The sequence below is a fragment of the Photobacterium sp. OFAV2-7 genome, assembly GCF_022347985.1.
GTDB lineage: Bacteria > Pseudomonadota > Gammaproteobacteria > Enterobacterales > Vibrionaceae > Photobacterium.
In genome coordinates this window covers 1-17,133 of the sequence record NZ_JAKRFQ010000030.1, presented here as the reverse complement: position 1 = coordinate 17,133, position 17,133 = coordinate 1, and the positions used below count along the sequence as shown (strand labels likewise).

At 49.0% G+C, this 17,133-nt stretch carries 11 protein-coding genes; 8 read left to right on the top strand and 3 right to left on the bottom strand.

The genetic code is table 11. The annotated features are described in order from the left end of the window. Nucleotides 1-403: 403 nt before the first annotated feature. From MHN01_RS04385 to purF, 7 genes are all read left to right on the top strand, one after another. Nucleotides 404-5,785: a FimV/HubP family polar landmark protein gene (locus MHN01_RS04385; protein WP_239410207.1), complete on the top strand. Its 5,382-nt coding sequence runs from the start codon at nt 404-406 to the stop codon at nt 5,783-5,785. Between the two features lie 205 nt (nt 5,786-5,990). Then, a complete protein-coding gene (gene truA / locus MHN01_RS04380) occupies nt 5,991-6,776 on the top strand; it encodes a tRNA pseudouridine(38-40) synthase TruA (protein ID WP_239410206.1) in 786 nt (261 codons plus the stop codon). Between the two features lie 168 nt (nt 6,777-6,944). Then, entirely contained in the window at nt 6,945-7,886 is a 942-nt protein-coding gene (gene accD / locus MHN01_RS04375; protein ID WP_239410205.1) for an acetyl-CoA carboxylase, carboxyltransferase subunit beta, read from the top strand. Nucleotides 7,887-8,046: 160 nt separating this feature from the next. Further along, complete coding sequence (folC, locus tag MHN01_RS04370; RefSeq protein ID WP_239410204.1) at nt 8,047-9,318, top strand: bifunctional tetrahydrofolate synthase/dihydrofolate synthase; 1,272 nt, start codon at nt 8,047-8,049, stop codon at nt 9,316-9,318. A gap of 2 nt (nt 9,319-9,320) precedes the next feature. After that, on the top strand, nt 9,321-9,884 hold the full coding sequence (locus tag MHN01_RS04365) for an SPOR domain-containing protein (protein ID WP_239410203.1): 564 nt from the start codon (nt 9,321-9,323) through the stop codon (nt 9,882-9,884). Nucleotides 9,885-9,948: 64 nt separating this feature from the next. After that, a complete protein-coding gene (locus MHN01_RS04360) occupies nt 9,949-10,440 on the top strand; it encodes a CvpA family protein (RefSeq protein ID WP_075764229.1) in 492 nt (163 codons plus the stop codon). A gap of 124 nt (nt 10,441-10,564) precedes the next feature. Next, a complete protein-coding gene (gene purF, locus MHN01_RS04355) occupies nt 10,565-12,082 on the top strand; it encodes an amidophosphoribosyltransferase (protein WP_239410202.1) in 1,518 nt (505 codons plus the stop codon). A 145-nt stretch (nt 12,083-12,227) separates the two neighbouring features. Here the strand turns inward: purF and MHN01_RS04350 are convergent, their stop codons facing one another. Beyond that, complete coding sequence (locus MHN01_RS04350) at nt 12,228-12,827, bottom strand: Yip1 family protein (protein ID WP_239410201.1); 600 nt, start codon at nt 12,825-12,827, stop codon at nt 12,228-12,230. A gap of 275 nt (nt 12,828-13,102) precedes the next feature. After that, nucleotides 13,103-13,978: a LysR family transcriptional regulator gene (locus tag MHN01_RS04345; RefSeq protein ID WP_075764231.1), complete on the bottom strand. Its 876-nt coding sequence runs from the start codon at nt 13,976-13,978 to the stop codon at nt 13,103-13,105. Between the two features lie 349 nt (nt 13,979-14,327). On the opposite strand from MHN01_RS04345, the gene MHN01_RS04340 reads away from it, so the two are divergent. Beyond that, the gene (locus tag MHN01_RS04340; RefSeq protein ID WP_239410208.1) at nt 14,328-15,377 is read left to right on the top strand and encodes a response regulator; all 1,050 of its coding nucleotides are present in this window, start codon (nt 14,328-14,330) and stop codon (nt 15,375-15,377) included. Nucleotides 15,378-15,498: 121 nt separating this feature from the next. On the opposite strand, the gene MHN01_RS04335 is transcribed toward MHN01_RS04340, so the two are convergent. Further along, complete coding sequence (locus MHN01_RS04335; protein WP_239410200.1) at nt 15,499-16,890, bottom strand: peptide MFS transporter; 1,392 nt, start codon at nt 16,888-16,890, stop codon at nt 15,499-15,501. Between the last annotated feature and the right edge of the window lie 243 nt (nt 16,891-17,133).

Genomic DNA, 17,133 nt, shown 5'->3' with positions numbered 1-17,133 from the left:
GATATTTTTAAATCCATTACACAAGTCTCATTCCAAGCCATAGACAGTCCTCCTGCCTATGTAGTCTGTAACTTATGTAAACTATGTTTCCGGTTTATTTTGCAAATGATGTATCCGGTCTGTACAGGTACTTGTTCCCTCCCCTTATGAAGGGGAGGGCTAGGGTGAGGTTGAATCCTTTTTCCACCACTCCCTTGAAAGAGGGAGGAATTTTCTTTGACTACATCAAGTATTGTTGATGCAGGGGCCCTTCCTTTGAGCAACAACCCTCAATTACCGCTCAAGAGTCTTGATGTGTGGTCGATAGATTCATTATGCTTAGCGCCATGACTTCGATTGTCGGTTCAACTCGCGCGATACTCGAAACGACTTTATTATTCCCTGCCAGAGAGGACAGCAGGCAGTGTCTGACCTATCGACTATGATAAAACGCTTACTATTACCGGTTATTTTCGCCAGTGCAGCCTTCCATATACCGGTTCAGGCCAATACGGTACGTATTGTTGGCCCAGCTGCTGATGAGCAGCCTTCAACGCTTGTTGAGACAGCTCGGAATACCTCATCAAACCGTTCTTCTGCGACTCGCTATGGGCCGACAGCCAATAATGAGACACTGTGGTCTATTGCAACCCGTAACCGCCCGAACAGTCAGGTGTCGGTCTATCAGGTCATCGGTGCGATCCACCGCGCCAATCCACAGGCTTTCGAACAAAATAATATTCATGGTCTGATCCCCGGCAGTGTGCTGACCATTCCGAGTCTGGGGCAGATCCGCCAGGAAAACATTGATAGCGTCAAGCGTCGCCTGGCCGCAGACCAGCGCCGTCAGTCACGTCAGACATCTACGCCTGCACCTTCTAGTGCCCCAGCACCAAGAGCTAATACGCCGGCACCAACCGTAGTGGCCCAGCCGATTCCCAAGCCAGATGTCGCAAAAGAAGAGATAGTGAGTCAAGCCGCTCCTAAAGTGAGCAGTGAGGCTAGCTCGTCATCGGCACCACAAAGCCCGAAAGGGGGAATTCCGCTTAAGCCTACGGCTCTTCAGGCGCAGCTGGATGCGTCTGACGTCCAAATGACCAAGCTTTTGGAAAGCAATCATTTATTGCGGGTTCGCCTTGCTGAGATGCAGCACGAAGTTACGGCATTGAAAGATCAGATCAGCAGTGATGAGATCCTTCGAGAGCAAATCAAAGGCTTTATTCAGCAGCAGAAAGCCCTGCCAGTTGAACCGGTTGTCGTGAAAACATCATGGATTGACAGCCTGATAGCCAACCCATGGGCGTTAGCTGCAGTTGCCTTCCTTCCTGGTTCTCTGATTGCAGGTGCATTGGCCTTCTTCATGCTAAGACGCAAGAAAGAGGGTGACGATGAGGTTAAATCCCTAGACAGCCCGGAACAAAAGCCAGCAATGGTCCCTCCTCCTGAGGATGATGCGGTTAACCCGGAGCTTCCGCTCAGCGATGACAATGATATTGACGACCTTTTCGGGGGCGATGACGACTCGCTGTTTGATGATCCTGAAAAGAGCCTCTTCTCTGGCGAGTCGGATAAAGCAGTCGATTCTATTGATATGCTCGATTTGTCTACAGATAGTAGCGATGAATTCGAGATTGATAGCGGCCTGACCCCGAGCAGTATCTCGGTGAAAGGTGATGAGCAGGCGATTGGACTCCAGGACATGGAGCGAGCGCTGGATGAAATGGATCAGACCTCAGAGCCTAATTCGGATGAAGCTCTGGCCGCAATGTGGGAACAGTCGCTTCAAAGCGAAGGCGATGATGAAGACAGTTTTGATCTTTCTGATGACAGCACAGTCGGCTTGGATGATGATTTACTCGGAGAGCAGAAGATTGAGGATGGGCTGCTTGACCAGTCTATCTTGGATGATCTGTTATCAGAAGTTGAAATGGAGCAGGAAAGTCACGATCAGCCTGCGCAAGAAGATGCAAGTCAGCAGGTGGTTGATCAGGATGATCTGGATTCATTGTTTGATTCAGTTGAAGTGGAAGATACCCCAGAATCTCCGTCGCCGGTTAGTTCAGAACAAACTGAAGCTGTCGAAGAGGCTGCGCAGCAAGCCGCTGTTGATCAGGCGCTAGCTGATGCTGATGCGATGTTTGCCGTTGAGTCAGAAGCTGTTGACGAAGATGATATTGACGCTTTGTTTGAAGCGAACAGTACGGCATTGCTCGATGAGCTGATAGAAGAAGACGATGAGTTAAGTACTGAGGTTGAAGTCGAGGTCGAGGAAAACAGTACAGCACTGCTTGATGAATTGCTTGGTGACGATGACACCAATGATCTGCTCAATCCGAACGTATCCATTGATGAGAACAGCACAGCATTACTGGACGAGTTGGTTGATGATCTTGATGACGACCTTGATGATGTCGACAACGATGGTTTATCAACATCCGATTCCAATCTCAAGGATGAAGATGAGCTGAACCTTGATGATGTCGTTATTGATGAGAATAGCACTGACCTGCTGGATGATATTCTTGCTCAGCATAGCAGCCTTCCTGAGCTATCTGCTTCGGAACCCGAATTACAAGGCCTAGATGAGACGCTAGGCACTCATGAACAACAAGCCATCGATGAGCAACAAGGTAACGACGAACTGCAAGATATCGACGAACAGCCTGGCGAGAGAATGGGAGCTGATGTGTCAGAGCCCGAGATCTTCGAGACTGATTCATCAGACCCAGAGTTTGAGCCGGTACCCGACAGCGAAGACGCTTTGTCGCAGCAACAGCAAGCACCTGATGCCGATTTCCCTGAGCCTGAACAGTCGGCCTTTGCCGAGATATTCAATGAGGCGTTGGATGAGCAGCCTGCAGAACCGGATCCGGAACCTCAGGCTGATCCTGCGCCTGTATCTGAGCCTGTTGCAGAATCTATTCAAGAGCAGGAGCTTATTGATGCGATCACTCAGGAACCAGAGCAACAGCTTGCTCAGGAGCCTGTGTTAGAGACCGAAGCGGATGCAGAACAACAGGAAGGCGAGTTACTTCCACAGCAAGAGCCGGTAGAAGCCGATGAAATTGATGCGTTGCTGGCGGATGTTGAAGGGTTGCTGGATGAACCTGAAGCCGATGATGTTGAAGTGCTTGGTCGTAGTGTTGATGAGCTATTGGAAAGCTTTGAGGAGCAGCCAGAGCAATCAGCTCAGGAAGGCCCTGCTCTCGATGCAATTGACGCTGGTGCTGAGGAGCTTGGTGTTAAAGAGCCTGGCCTTGAGGCGCAAGACGCTGAAGATACAGTCACTCAGGAGCATGATGCCGAAGAAAGTGTTGAAAATAAGCCAAGTTCAATTGAAAGCGTCGCTGATGAAACAGAGATCGAGCCAGACGAAAAGGCACTGACTGTTGACAGTTCGGATGACTTACCTGTTTCAGATGACGAAGTGGTATTGGCAGAACCAGAGCCGCTCACTGAGCCTCAAGCTGAAGCGCTGGCACTTGACGGTGAACCTGAGTTTGAGTCTATCGATTGGACACAAGAAGAACAGCCTGCCGTTACAGAGGCTTATGCAAGCGAGGCTCTGGACAAGGGCATTCAGGAAGAACAACCTGAACCTCTCATGCCGGAACCGTTAAGCCTTGATGATCTGCCTGAGTTTGATGATGAGGCGGCATTCAACGCCCCTGAATCACAAGTATTTGATGAGCAACCGTCATCATTGTCGGAAGATGAAGAGCAGCAAGCGCTTGATAATGTTGTTCAGCAGCTACAGCAGGCTGCGGAAGCCGCGCAGCCTCAGACATCTGTAACTGAAGACCAAGCTGTGGAAGGTCTGGCGTCAGAAGACCTGAATGTTGATATTCCGGCAATGGCCGATGAAGCTGAATATCAGTCAGTTGATGACTTGCTCGATGCCTCGCTGAAAGACTGGACAGAAGAAGAGCCACTTCAGGAAGACGTGCAACAGGAAAGAGCGTTACAGGAAGAAGCGTTTGCCGAGCAACCTGAATTGGAAGCGCCGGAACCGTTAAGCCTTGATGATCTGCCTGAGTTTGATGAAGAGGCGGCATTCAATGATCCGGAAGCAGAAGAGTTAGAGGACCTATCGCCTTCGCTTTCAGAAGATGAAGAGCAGCAGGCGCTTGATAATATTGTTAAGCAGCTGCAACAGGCAGCCGAAGCTGCCCAGCCGGAAAATGTTGCCGCTCCTGATCTTGCGCCAGTTGAATCCGTATCAGAAGAGCTAGCACCAGAAGCTCCGTCTGCTGTTGATGAGTCAGAGTATCAATCTGTTGATGATTTACTCGATGCCTCGCTGGAAGACTGGACAGAAGAAGAGCCACTTCAGGAAGACGTGCAACAGGAAAGAGCGTTACAGGAAGAAGCGTTTGCCGAGCAACCTGAATTGGAAGCGCCGGAACCGTTAACCCTTGATGATCTGCCTGAGTTTGACGAAGAAGCGGCTTTTAATGACCCTGAAGCGGAAGAGCTCGAGGAGCTATCATCGCCGCTGTCAGAAGATGAAGAGCAGCAGGCGTTTGATAATATTGTCAAGCAATTGCAGCAGGCCGCCGAAGCTGTCCAGGCTGATAGCCATGAGCCAGAGGCGGAACAAAGCCCGTCTGAAGAGTTGGAGGCGGAACCGGCAGAACCCGCACCAGCATCTATTCATGGTGAGCAAAATATTGAGTTCGAGAGTATTGACCCAAGCTCACTGCCAGAGTTTAGCGAAGATGAAGCTTTGCAGGCGTCTTTCGATGAACAGCATGAACTCGAGCAATACGAAGTAGAGCAAGGGCTAAGAGAGCCACAGGACGCAAAACCGCTCCAGCCTGAAACGCCACCGGCAGATATGTTTGATGATGAGTTTGTTGACTCCGCCGGATTAGATATGGCGGCTCTTTTGAGTGATCCCGAAGAGGCGTTTTCTGATATCGATGGTGCGGCGGCCGAAGACCCGCTGACTGACAATGCTTCACAAACGCAGCCTGTTGAGCCTTTAGTGCCAGAGAAAGAGCGTGTTCTTCAAGATGTTGTCGATGACTTCGATGGTACGGAAGAAGCAATTAGCGCTGACTCAGCTTTGAGTGACGTTATTGAGCCTGAACAAGAAGGTCTTACTGACGATAGTTTGCCGGAGCCTGTTCGTCCGGATTTGAATGAATCTGCTGCTGATAATGCTGACGACATTGACGCAAGACCAAGCTTTGATTATCAGGATGAGCTTGAAGCCGAGCGTGAACAGTTGTTGTCAAACTCCTTTGATGGCGATGACGAGTATTCGAGCTTTTCTGGCTCAGAGCTTGAGATGCCAGAAGAAGATTCGGCAATCTGGGCGGCAACCAGCCCTGAACCTGTGCTAGAGACAGAGAATTGGGCTGAACAGCCACAAATGCAAATTGAAGACGTGGCTGCTTTTGATACCGAAATGCTTTTGGCTGAAGCGGAATCACAGGCCTTGCTTGATGATATCGGCGGTAGTGAGTTGGTTGATGAGGCTGATAATTCACCAGCTTATATCAGTATTGACGAGCTCATGAAAGACATTGAGTCTGAAGACCCGGTAGATGTTGAAGAGGAGCCGTTAAATCTGGAAGTCGGCCTTGATGAGTTCCCGGACGTACTTTCTGATGTGGCTGCATTTGATGTCGATAGCCAGGGGGAATATGCCAGCAAGCTGGACTTGGCCAAAGCCTATCTTGAGATGAACGACAGCGAAGGTGCCCTTGGCTTGTTGGAAGAGGTTGCCAGTAATGGTGATGCTCAGATCAAACGCGAAGCTAAGGGGCTGTTAGACAAGGTGCGAGGATCGAGATCCTAGTAGTTCCTATTCCTAGAGCCAGGTAAGAGCGGTTCTATGGCCTAAGGCCACATATTTACCTAAGCGGAAGCCACGGCTTCCGCTTTTCTTTTGCCCGTTCTCTGAACCTCGTTTCTTCCCCCTAGGCTGCGCCTGTTTTTTTCCCTATAATCCCTCACTCCTTGATAACAGGCCAGCTGCGCCGACAGTAAGAACGAAGTAAATTATGCGAATAGCTTTAGGTATCGAATACGATGGGGCCAAGTATTATGGCTGGCAGCGTCAACGTGACGTTGATAGCGTACAGGAGCGTCTGGAAAAAGCGCTGAGTAAAGTCGCCAACCAGCCTGTTGAAGTACAGTGTGCCGGTCGTACCGATGCAGGGGTACACGGAACGGGCCAGGTTGTCCATTTCGATGTTGACGTCGAGCGTAAGATGGTTGCCTGGACCATGGGCGCTAACGCCAATTTGCCCAAAGATATTGCTGTTCGCTGGGCGGCTGAAGTGAATGATGAGTTTCATGCCCGTTTTACGGCCACGGCTCGCCGCTATCGCTACATCATCTATAATCATGCACTACGTCCCGCTATTTTGGGGACAGGGGTAAGCCATTATCATGGCGAGCTCGACGTAGAGAAAATGCAAGAGGCTGGTCAGTATTTGCTGGGTGAGAATGACTTCACATCCTTCCGTGCTGTGTATTGTCAATCTCGTAGTCCTTGGCGTAACCTAATGCACCTGAATGTGTCTCGCCAGGGCAACTTTGTCATTATTGATATCAAGGCGAACGCGTTCGTACACCATATGGTACGAAATATCACCGGGAGCCTGATTAAGGTTGGCCGCGGTGAAGAAAAACCTGAATGGATGAAGTGGTTACTGGAGCAGAAAGATCGCACTCTGGCGGGTGCAACGGCGAAAGCTGAAGGTTTGTATTTGGTTGATGTTGATTACCCTGAAGAGTTTGGGTTGCCAAGAGCGCCGATTGGGCCGCTGTTTTTGCCCGACTGACAGAAGGCCCGGGGGAATAAACTAGGATCTAGTTCCCCTTTAGCAACTAGTACAACCAGTTTTTTATCTACAGATCGACAACTTTGTGCTTTAATTCCACCTCGGTAAATTAACGAATTTATAATTCTCTGCTATATAGCCGGGAAATAAGAAGATGAAAGGTCATTCATGAGCTGGCTTGAAAAGATCAAAAGCAACATTGTTTCTTCTCGAAAAGCGTCCATCCCTGAAGGCGTATGGACCAAATGTACATCATGTGAACAAGTGCTTTATCACGCAGACCTGGAACGTAGCTTAGAAGTTTGTCCTAAGTGTGATCACCATATGCGTATGAAGGCGCGTCGCCGCCTTGAAACTTTCCTTGATACTGAAGGTCAGGTTGAAATCGCCGCAGAGATGGAGCCGCAGGATAAGCTGAAGTTCCGCGATTCGAAAAAGTATAAAGATCGTCTTTCTGCAGCGCAGAAAAACAGTGGCGAAAAAGACGCACTGGTTGTAATGAAAGGTACGTTACTGGACCAACCTCTGGTCGCGTGTGCTTTTGAGTTCTCCTTTATGGGTGGCTCAATGGGCTCTGTGGTCGGTGCCAAGTTTGTACAAGCTGTCGATGAAGCAATCGCCAATAACTGCGCCTTGGTTTGTTTCTCTGCCAGTGGCGGTGCCCGTATGCAGGAGGCGCTGATGTCTTTGATGCAAATGGCGAAAACCAGTGCAGCACTGGAGCGCTTGTCTGACAAGGGCTTGCCATTTATCTCTGTACTGACTGATCCGACCATGGGCGGTGTATCAGCAAGTCTGGCAATGCTGGGCGATATCAACATTGGTGAGCCGAAAGCCTTGATTGGTTTTGCCGGTCAGCGTGTTATTGAGCAAACAGTCCGTGAGAAGCTTCCTGAAGGCTTCCAGCGCAGTGAGTTCCTGCTTGAGCACGGTGCGATTGATATGATTGTCGATCGTCGAGAAATGCGCCAACGTATTGGTGGTATCATCGCGAAGCTGACTCATTCAACGTCGCCGATGGTTGTGCCTGTTGTTCCGCCTGCGGCTGTTGCCGAGGAAGTTCAGGCTGAAGAGACAGAGACAAAAGAAGCAGATAACGAGAAAGAATAACGTTTTCTGCCATTGAACCGGGTTTGGTTGATAGTTAAAGCTATCAGTAAAGTGCACAAGTGATGTGTTGAGCGAATTTATTCCTCTCTTTACATGAATTCAAACTCGGTTCAGTGTTAAATTAGTACCTATCATAGGTATTAATTTAGAACGATAACAAATGTCCGGACTGACAGCACCACTAGCCACCGCTCCATTAGCCGATTGGCTGACTTATTTAGAAAACCTCCATACCAGTGCCATTGATCTTGGATTAGATCGCGCCTCACGTGTCGCTCAGCGCGGCCAGTTAACGAAACCCGCACCGCATGTAATTACTGTTGCCGGCACTAACGGCAAGGGCTCTACCTGTGCAATTCTGGAAGCTATTTTGCTGGATGCCGGATACAAGGTCGGTGTCTACAGTTCTCCTCACCTTGTTCGGTATAATGAGCGTGTCCGCATCAGCGGCGCCGAGCTGGCCGATGATGAACATAGCAGAGCATTTGCAGCCATCGAGATGTACCGTCAGGAAGTAAGCTTGAGCCTGTTCGAGTTTGGCACGCTGGCTGCTCTGGAGCTATTTAAACGCCATCAGGTTGAAGTGGTTATTTTGGAGGTGGGATTGGGCGGACGTCTTGATGCCACTAATATTGTTGATCATGATGTATCGGTTATTACCAGCCTGGCCGTTGATCATGTCGACTGGCTGGGTGACGATATTGAAGTGATCGGCTATGAGAAAGCGGGCATTTTCAGATCACAGAAGCCTGCAATATGTGGTCAGCCTAATCCTCCGGCAACCGTTCCTGCTCATGCTGATGATATTGGGGCCAAGCTATATCAGGTTGGTTATCAGTTTGACTACAAGCAGTCAGAGAATAGCTGGAGCTGGCACTGCGGAGCATTTGATCTTAATGATTTACCTTTGCCGTCTCTTCCTCTGCCCAATGCGGCAACGGCACTGATGGCCCTGGGCGCTGCCGAGCTGGATATCAGTGATGAGAACATCGCTAATGGTCTGGCAAAGGCGTCACTGCCTGGCCGAATGGAGCGTGTATCCGAATCACCGCTCGTCATTATGGATGTGGCACATAACCCCCACTCAGCACAGTACTTTGCTCGGCAGTTGGCGTTAGTTAAGCAGCGCGAAAACAAAGGCCGTATTCATGCTGTTGTAGCCATGCTGCACGATAAGGATATAGCAGCAACGGTGGCAGAGATGCACGATATTGTTGATGAGTGGTACCCTGCGTCGCTTGAAGGGCCAAGGGCGGCGACTGCTGATGAAATTATTGCGCACTTGCCGGGTGATAGTCAGCCTTACCCAACGCCGGAACAAGCTTATGACACAGCGCTGACAGAGGCTGGCGACGAGGATATGGTAATCGTATTTGGCTCGTTTTACACTGTCGGTCAGATTTCCAGTCACTTAGCATCAACCCAGGAGTAGACGTGGCAAGTAAATTCCAAAGTCGCTTGGTCGGTACCATTATTTTGGTGGCGATCGGTGTTATTTTTCTGCCTGACTTGTTTGATGGCAAGAAGCAGCATTATCAAGAACAGTTTGCCAGTATTCCGCTTCAGCCTGAAATTGGCGAGGAAGGGGAGTTTGAAGTGATCCCCGAGCCCGAGTTTGCCGAGGTCGATTTGCCGCCGGAGCCTGTGACCGTCGTGATTGATGAGCCTGAGTCGAGCAATACTGCTTCGGAGCGTGGAACGGTCAAGGTTGAACCTGTTCCTGTCACTGAGCCAAAGGTAGGCAACCAAGATAGCGGCTGGGTTGTACAACTTGGCGTCTTTCGCAATTTCGACAACGCTAACCAACTAGTCAGCAAGCTACGTGATGCCGGTTACCAGGCACATGTTTTTCCCAAGCAGCCTCAGCAAGGTGATCTGGCGCGGGTTGTTGTTGGGCCGGATGTATCAAAATCCAAGCTTTCTACCCAGCTCAAAGATTTGGAAAAATTAACCGGCCTGAAGGGCCGATTGCTCAGATTTAACCCACTAAACCCTTAGGTAAACGTTTGCGTTCTCATTTTTTCTGTTAGAATACGCACCAACAAGATGAATATAACAAATGATGATCTGGATTGATTACGTAATTTTAGGCGTAATAGGCTTCTCTGCACTGGTCAGTTTGATTCGTGGTTTTGTCAAGGAAGCCTTGTCACTGGTAATTTGGTTCGCTGCCTTTTTCATCGCCAGTAATTTTTATACCGAGCTGGCAGCGTACTTTACGAATATACAGGATGAGATGCTACGTAACGGTAGTGCCATCGCAGCATTGTTTATTGCCACACTGATTGTCGGTGCGGTCGTGAACTATGTAATAGGACAGTTAGTACAGAAAACGGGGCTGTCTGGGACAGATCGGGTTCTGGGAATTGTCTTTGGCGGAGTGAGGGGAGTACTGATTGTCTCTGCTCTGTTATTCTTCATCGATGCGTTTACAGGGTTTGCAAGTGCTGACTGGTGGAAAGAGTCGCAGTTGATCCCGCAGTTCGGCGTCGTGATTGAATGGTTCTTCACTTACCTCAAAGACACATCAAGCTTTTTGCCCGGTGCACTGTAGCATCGGTATTTAGACAGTTTATTCATTGATTGTTATCAGGGGCGGCAGATACCGACCCCTGCTGATAAGCGTGATATGGGTAGGCTGTTATAATTGCACTTAATGCGTGACGAGGAATTAGGACATGTGTGGTATTGTCGGAATCGTGGGTTCAACCCCGGTAAACCAGTCTATCTATGATGCACTGACCGTGCTACAACATCGCGGCCAGGATGCCGCTGGTATTGTTACCCTGGAAAGCAATCGTTTCCGTCTGCGAAAAGCAAATGGTTTGGTACGTGATGTCTTTGAAGCGAGGCATATGCAGCGCCTTCAGGGCAATGTCGGTATCGGTCATGTCCGTTATCCGACGGCGGGAAGTTCCAGTGCCTCGGAAGCACAACCGTTTTACGTCAACTCACCCTACGGTATTTCATTGGCGCATAACGGTAACCTCACCAATGCGGCCGAAATCAGGGAGACATTGTTTGAGCAGGCTAGGCGTCATGTCAATACGACCTCTGATTCGGAAATTCTCCTTAACGTCCTCGCAAATCAACTCGAACATGCCCAGTCCTACCCAATAAACCCAACTGATATTTTCAAAGCCGTGCGTGAAGTCCACCGGATCGTCAAGGGGGCATATGCGGTTGTTGCTATGGTGATCGGCCACGGTATTATTGCATTTCGAGACCCGCATGGTATTCGCCCGCTCTGTATGGGCAAGCGTGAAGTCGACGGAAAAACGGAGTACATGGTTGCCTCGGAGTCAGTGGCTCTCGATGCGGTAGGTTTTGACTTTGTCCGCGATGTGGCACCTGGCGAAGCTGTCTATATCTCCTTCGACGGTGAGCTCTACACCGAGCAATGTGCAGATAACCCTACACTAAACCCGTGTGTCTTCGAGTTTGTATACTTTGCTCGCCCTGACTCCTTTATCGATAAGGTGTCAGTATATGGCGCCCGTGTCCGGATGGGCACCAAGCTTGGTGAGAAGATTAAGCGGGAATGGGATGATTTGGACATTGATGTCGTGATCCCAATACCGGAAACCTCTTGCGACAGTGCACTCGAAATCGCTCGCAGTCTTGATTTGCCGTACCGTCAGGGCTTTGTGAAGAACCGTTATGTTGGCCGGACTTTCATCATGCCGGGGCAGCAAATGCGTCGTAAGTCAGTCCGTCGTAAGCTCAATGCCATACGCTCCGAGTTTAAGGACAAGAGCGTTCTGCTGGTGGATGACTCCATTGTTCGCGGTACTACGTCAGAGCAAATTATCGAAATGGCCCGTGAAGCGGGAGCTCGCAAGGTGTATTTGGCATCTGCAGCGCCGGAAGTCAGGTTCCCGAATGTATATGGTATCGATATGCCAAGTGCCAACGAGCTGATTGCTCACGGTCGCGAGGTAGACGAGATCTGCAAAATGATTGGTGCTGATGGTTTGATCTTCCAAGATCTTGATGATCTGGTGTCAGCGGTACTGGAAGGGAATCCGGATATCCCGCAGTTTGAAGCCTCGGTATTTAGTGGTAGTTATGTGACTGGTGATGTCAATCAGGAGTACCTTGAATATCTGGAGTCATTGCGTAGCGAAGATTCCAAGACTCAGCGTACTATTCAGCAGGATCTGGCAAACCTGGAATTGCATAACGAAGGCGTGTAGTCCTTTACCTCTCTTTGTGAAGGTGGGAGGTTGGGTTGGGGTTAACTCCCTCCCAACCTCCCCCTTGAAAAGAGGGAGGAGCTTTTTCTCAATCTCTTATTTGCTCTTTCCAAGCACTCGTTTCTCGAACCTTAGCTCTTTCCATTTAATGACTAAACTGAGGCCCCAGTCCGAGGTTCCAGAGAATGACCGAGCCGGCAATAATCGATACTAGTAGAACCAGACCGCAAGTCACAATGGAGCTGGAATAGATAAACCCGCGCTCTTCAGGAATATGCATCAAAATTGGAACGCCGGTATAAAGCAGATACACCGAGTAGGCGATCCCGGCCAGACCAGCAATCATCAGGAACCATACCTGTGGGTAAATGGCTGCAATACTGACCATGAACAGCGGTGTTGCCGTATAGGCGGCAAGTTCGAGCGCCTGGGTATAGGTCGGCGTTGAACCGAATGTATGGCTCATCCAATAAGTGAGGTAGGCGAGAGCAAAGACACCGGCAATAAGTGCAAAATACATAGCAACAGACATGCCTAATGCACTGGATTGGGTGAGGAAGATAGGCTCACCGACACCAATTCGCCAGCCGATGAAGACACTGGAGATAAAGGCAAAGGTCGGTGGCAGCAAGGCGATCAGCAAGATATGAGAAAGGCTGCTTTGGAACCCTTCATGCTCCTTGTCAATGGTACGCCACTCTTGTTTCGGGTGTGTATACAGCCCAAATAAATGTCCCAGAATCATAACGTTTCCCCGTTATCTTGTGCGAGATTCCGCACGATAAGATTAATGGTTCAAAGAACACTTTCCCCAAATCTCGATTGTGCTCTTAGTCCTTACTGAACAGGACAATTAGGAGTCCTTTGTATCAAGTGTCACTGGCTCCTATGCCTCGAAAAAGGGCAGCCAATTGCTCTGTTCAGTCTATTAACGTTTAGTCGGGGTTATCAGGCTTGGCAAGAAATTGGTACTCACCAGCCGGACATTCCGGCTGGTGGTGGAAGAACTATCAGGTAGGGTTATAGCTTGAAATATTCGCTGGCGAATTCAATAAACAGACGCTGTTTTTCTGGCTGGTAATCGCGGTGGTTATAGAGAAGGTAGACTTCTCGCGGGTTGGCCGACCAGTTTTCAAGAATACGGACCAGCTCACCCGAGGCGATATATTTTTCCAGCATCACATCCGGCATGAGGGTGATACCAAGGCCGCTTGCACACGCCTTGCGCACAACATTAAGTTGGTTGGCCTCAAAACGTCCCCGTTCATTTACCGTGACGGTTTCGCCGTTACTGTCGGTCAGGCGCCAGCGAAGCAATGGCTTGCCCTTGAGCAGGGAGTGCTGATGGAGGTCCTGGGCATGCTTGGGCTCGGCGTTATTTCTCAGATAATCCGGGCTGGCGACCAGGATATCTTTGACCGAATTGATACGCCGGGCAATCAGTGTTGAGTCGCGCTGCGGACCGACCCGGAAGATAACATCCCAATCTGTCGGATCAAGCTGCTCCGGCTCGCTGCTCATATGCAACTCAATACTGATTGCCGGGTGATCCTGCATAAACGCATTTAGCATTGGTTGCAGCATCACTTTGGTCAGGTTGGATGGAGCGGCAATTTTTAGCTTGCCAGCTGCTCCTTTGCACTCTTCGCTAATGTGCTCGGTAGTATCGACCAGTTGTTGCAGCAGAGGGCTACAATCATCATAGAATTTTTGTCCGGCCTCTGTCAGTGAAAGTTTTCGCGCGTGACGGTTTAACAGGCGAATGCTTAGGCACTCTTCCAGGGCTTGGATCCGTCGTGTTAATGTGGCAACTGGAACCTGAGTTTTACGGGAGGCGGCAGTATAGCTGCCGTGTTCAACAACCATACGAAACAAATTTAAATCGTCAAGCTTCATAGTCATACAATCACTGAAAACTAATAATCGGAGAATGGTATAACAAATTGTGCTATGAGGTGTCACTATCGTAACAAGTTTTGCTGTAAATCAATATCAACATGGTTCTACCTACTAAAAAGGGCGATCTTTATGCCTTGAAAAGGTTAATTTTTGAAGTAGGTTGCATAATCCAATAATTTACGAGCTGAAAGCTGCGATAGTTATGACGGAATATTAATTCCGGCCTATGCTTTTGATAGATTGGTTAGCAATTCGAGTTTTCATGCACACGCATTCTGATAAATCCGTATGTCGTCCTGAGCATACTCAGGGAAAAGATAATCATCATTCATGGAGGGCACAACCTTTGCTTGAGGATAAAGATGTTCTCGTGGTTGAAGATGATCCTGTTTTTCGCAGAATGATCACTGGTTTCCTTGAGAGCCAGGGCTGTAAAGTGCGTGAAGCTGAAGACGGGCTGGCCGGGTTGCAAGCGTTAAGAGACAGCATTCCCGATGTGCTACTTTGTGACTTGGCAATGCCGGTATTGACCGGGATGGAGTTTGTTGAAGAGATCTCCGTGCAGTATCCGATGGTGCCGATTATTGTCATTTCTGGCACCGGTGATATGGCAGATGTTGCCACGGCGCTTCGCCACGGAGTAAAGGATTTTCTGATCAAGCCGTTGGATAACATCATGGTGCTGAAGTCAGCCATGCTGTCAGTGCTGAAGTCTCAAGATTCGGTGACGGAAAATCGAGATTTTTCTAGTCAGTGGTTTGGGATTGGAGACGATGATAGTTGTGTCGATGAGGAGCTGGAATGGCATATTGAAGAGCTCAAGGCCAACCCGCGGGCTGCTCGCGAGTTGTTACTGGGCCTGATGCCGGAGACAGAGTCTAAGCAGGGAGACTGGCAGTTGAATTATTGTGTTCTGCAGTCGACTGATGTCCAGCCTGTGCTACTGGATTATACCTGGCTCATGGATGGACGTTTGGCCTTCTACCTTGTCGACTCGTCAACAGATAACGACAATGGCACCGCGACCACCTTGCTTATTCGGGCTTTCTTTAATGATTTCCTTCGTACCCGGATGGCCGATGAACATGATATCCGCAGCTTGATTCAATTGATTGAAAAAGGGATGAAGCATTCAGGTTATGCCGCGCCGATCAAAGCCCTGTTTGGCATTTTTGATGCCTGCGACAAGAGTTTGTCTGTCACATCAACAGGCTTGGCTGCAATGTTGCAAACCAGTGAAGGTAATAAAGAGCTGGTTGCTCAGCCCTGGCTTGGTAATAATGCCTACCAAAATGACACCATCCATTTACCGCTTTCCGAATCCGGAGGTCGACTATCTCTCAGTGAAATTGGTTCGGCCAGTTTCAGCCTTACTTTAAAGCGGTGTGGTTTTTAAGTGCGGGTCCTAGTTCCTGGGGACTTTTGAACACCGCAGGTCCCAAAGACAAAAAAGCGAGAACCAATGGCTCTCGCTTTTGCGTTTTATGCTTTTACTTAGGAACTAGTCCCGTATATTTTTATGCTTCAACAGGTTTCGCGTCTGTTGCTTCTTCTTCGACTACTTTACCTTCTGCACCGTGCATCCAGCGGATAAGCTGATTTGAGCAAAGTAGTAGCAGTACACCGGCAATCGTTGCGGCAATTGCAATACCACTGAAGATAGCCATTGGACCTGCTTCACCCACTTGTGAACCGATGATACCGGCTACATAGTTAGCAATTGCGTTAAAGCCGAACCATGCACCCATCATCAAAGATGCAAGGCGTAGCGGGGCAAGTTTGGTTACCATTGACAGGCCGATTGGTGATAGGCAAAGCTCACCTAGTGTGTGGAAGAAGTATGCACCTACTAGCCACATCATTGATGTCTTAACAGTAAGATCGCCACCTTGCTGCATAACCGCACCGATCATGCATAGGAAACCTAGTGCAAGGAAGAAAAGACCCATCGCAAATTTAATTGGTGAGCTTGGCTCTTTAGGACCCATTTTTACCCAGATAGAAGCGATGATCGGAGCAAGCGTGATTACAAAGAACGGGTTCAGAGACTGGAACCATGCTGCTGGTACTTCGAAGCTACCAATCATACGGTCAGTATACTGCTGAGAGAAGATATTCATCAGACCACCGGCTTGTTCGAAGCCAGCCCAGAAAATAACCACGAACAGACCCATGATCATAATAACTTTCATGCGATCGCGTTCTTGCTTGGTTAGCGGCTCTTGCTTGCCGGATTTGTTCATCGCGGCAGCACGCTTGGCAGCCGGTTCTTTACCGATATTGCCCAGTAGACGCTCAGCAAATACCATCTGAGTAACCAGGCTGATAACCATACCGATACCGGCAGTCAGGAAACCAGCTTTCCAGCCGTAAGCAGCTGATGCAGCACCTGCAATAATACCCGCAAGTAGAGAACCAAGGTTGATACCCATGTAGAAGATAGTGAAAGCGCCGTCACGACGGTTATCGCCTTCTTCGTACAAGTCACCGACCATGGTTGAAATGTTCGGCTTGAACATACCGTTACCAATGATCAGCAGGCCCAGACCCAGGTAGAAAGCTGTCACTGAGTGCGGGTCGACCATGCTATTTGGTAGTGCCAGTGTGAACTGGCCGAGAGCCATCAGAACACCACCAATAATGATAGCGCGGCGTTGGCCAAGGAAGTTATCGGCAATCCATCCACCAATTAGAGGAGTGATGTAGACGAGACCGGTGTAGATGCCGTAGAGGTTGAGTGCGTCTTGAGTCGACCAGCCAAGGCCGCCGTTGATGGTTTTATCTGTAAGATAAAGCACCAAAATCGCGCGCATGGCATAGTAAGAAAATCGTTCCCAAAGTTCTGTACCAAACAGTAGAAACAAACCTTTAGGGTGGCCAAGCAATGTACCACTTCTCAGATTGCTCATAATTATTCTCTGTGTTGAATTGTATGTGTGATTGCAAATTCGGCTCTTTTTATAAAGCACAAACTTTTAAACTGCAAATTTTCACATTTGCAGAACAAATGAAAAACAATGTAAACCTTTGATTTGTCAGTGGTTGCATATCATTTGGTCAAAAATGAAATCTCAGATTTACACTGCTTGTTTGGTGTGTTGTGTTGGTTTTATGTGTTCTGTTGGCGGTTTATTTTATTTTATCATTTTAGG

What these genes read in the sequence shown, in the direction of transcription:
- truA (WP_239410206.1), top strand. Translation starts at nt 5,991, where the DNA reads ATGCGAATAGCTTTAGGTATCGAATACGATGGGGCCAAGTATTATGGC.
- accD (WP_239410205.1), top strand. Translation starts at nt 6,945, where the DNA reads ATGAGCTGGCTTGAAAAGATCAAAAGCAACATTGTTTCTTCTCGAAAA.
- folC (WP_239410204.1), top strand. Translation starts at nt 8,047, where the DNA reads ATGTCCGGACTGACAGCACCACTAGCCACCGCTCCATTAGCCGATTGG.
- MHN01_RS04360 (WP_075764229.1), top strand. Translation starts at nt 9,949, where the DNA reads ATGATCTGGATTGATTACGTAATTTTAGGCGTAATAGGCTTCTCTGCA.
- purF (WP_239410202.1), top strand. Translation starts at nt 10,565, where the DNA reads ATGTGTGGTATTGTCGGAATCGTGGGTTCAACCCCGGTAAACCAGTCT.
- MHN01_RS04350 (WP_239410201.1), bottom strand. Translation starts at nt 12,827, where the DNA reads ATGATTCTGGGACATTTATTTGGGCTGTATACACACCCGAAACAAGAG.
- MHN01_RS04345 (WP_075764231.1), bottom strand. Translation starts at nt 13,978, where the DNA reads ATGAAGCTTGACGATTTAAATTTGTTTCGTATGGTTGTTGAACACGGC.
- MHN01_RS04335 (WP_239410200.1), bottom strand. Translation starts at nt 16,890, where the DNA reads ATGAGCAATCTGAGAAGTGGTACATTGCTTGGCCACCCTAAAGGTTTG.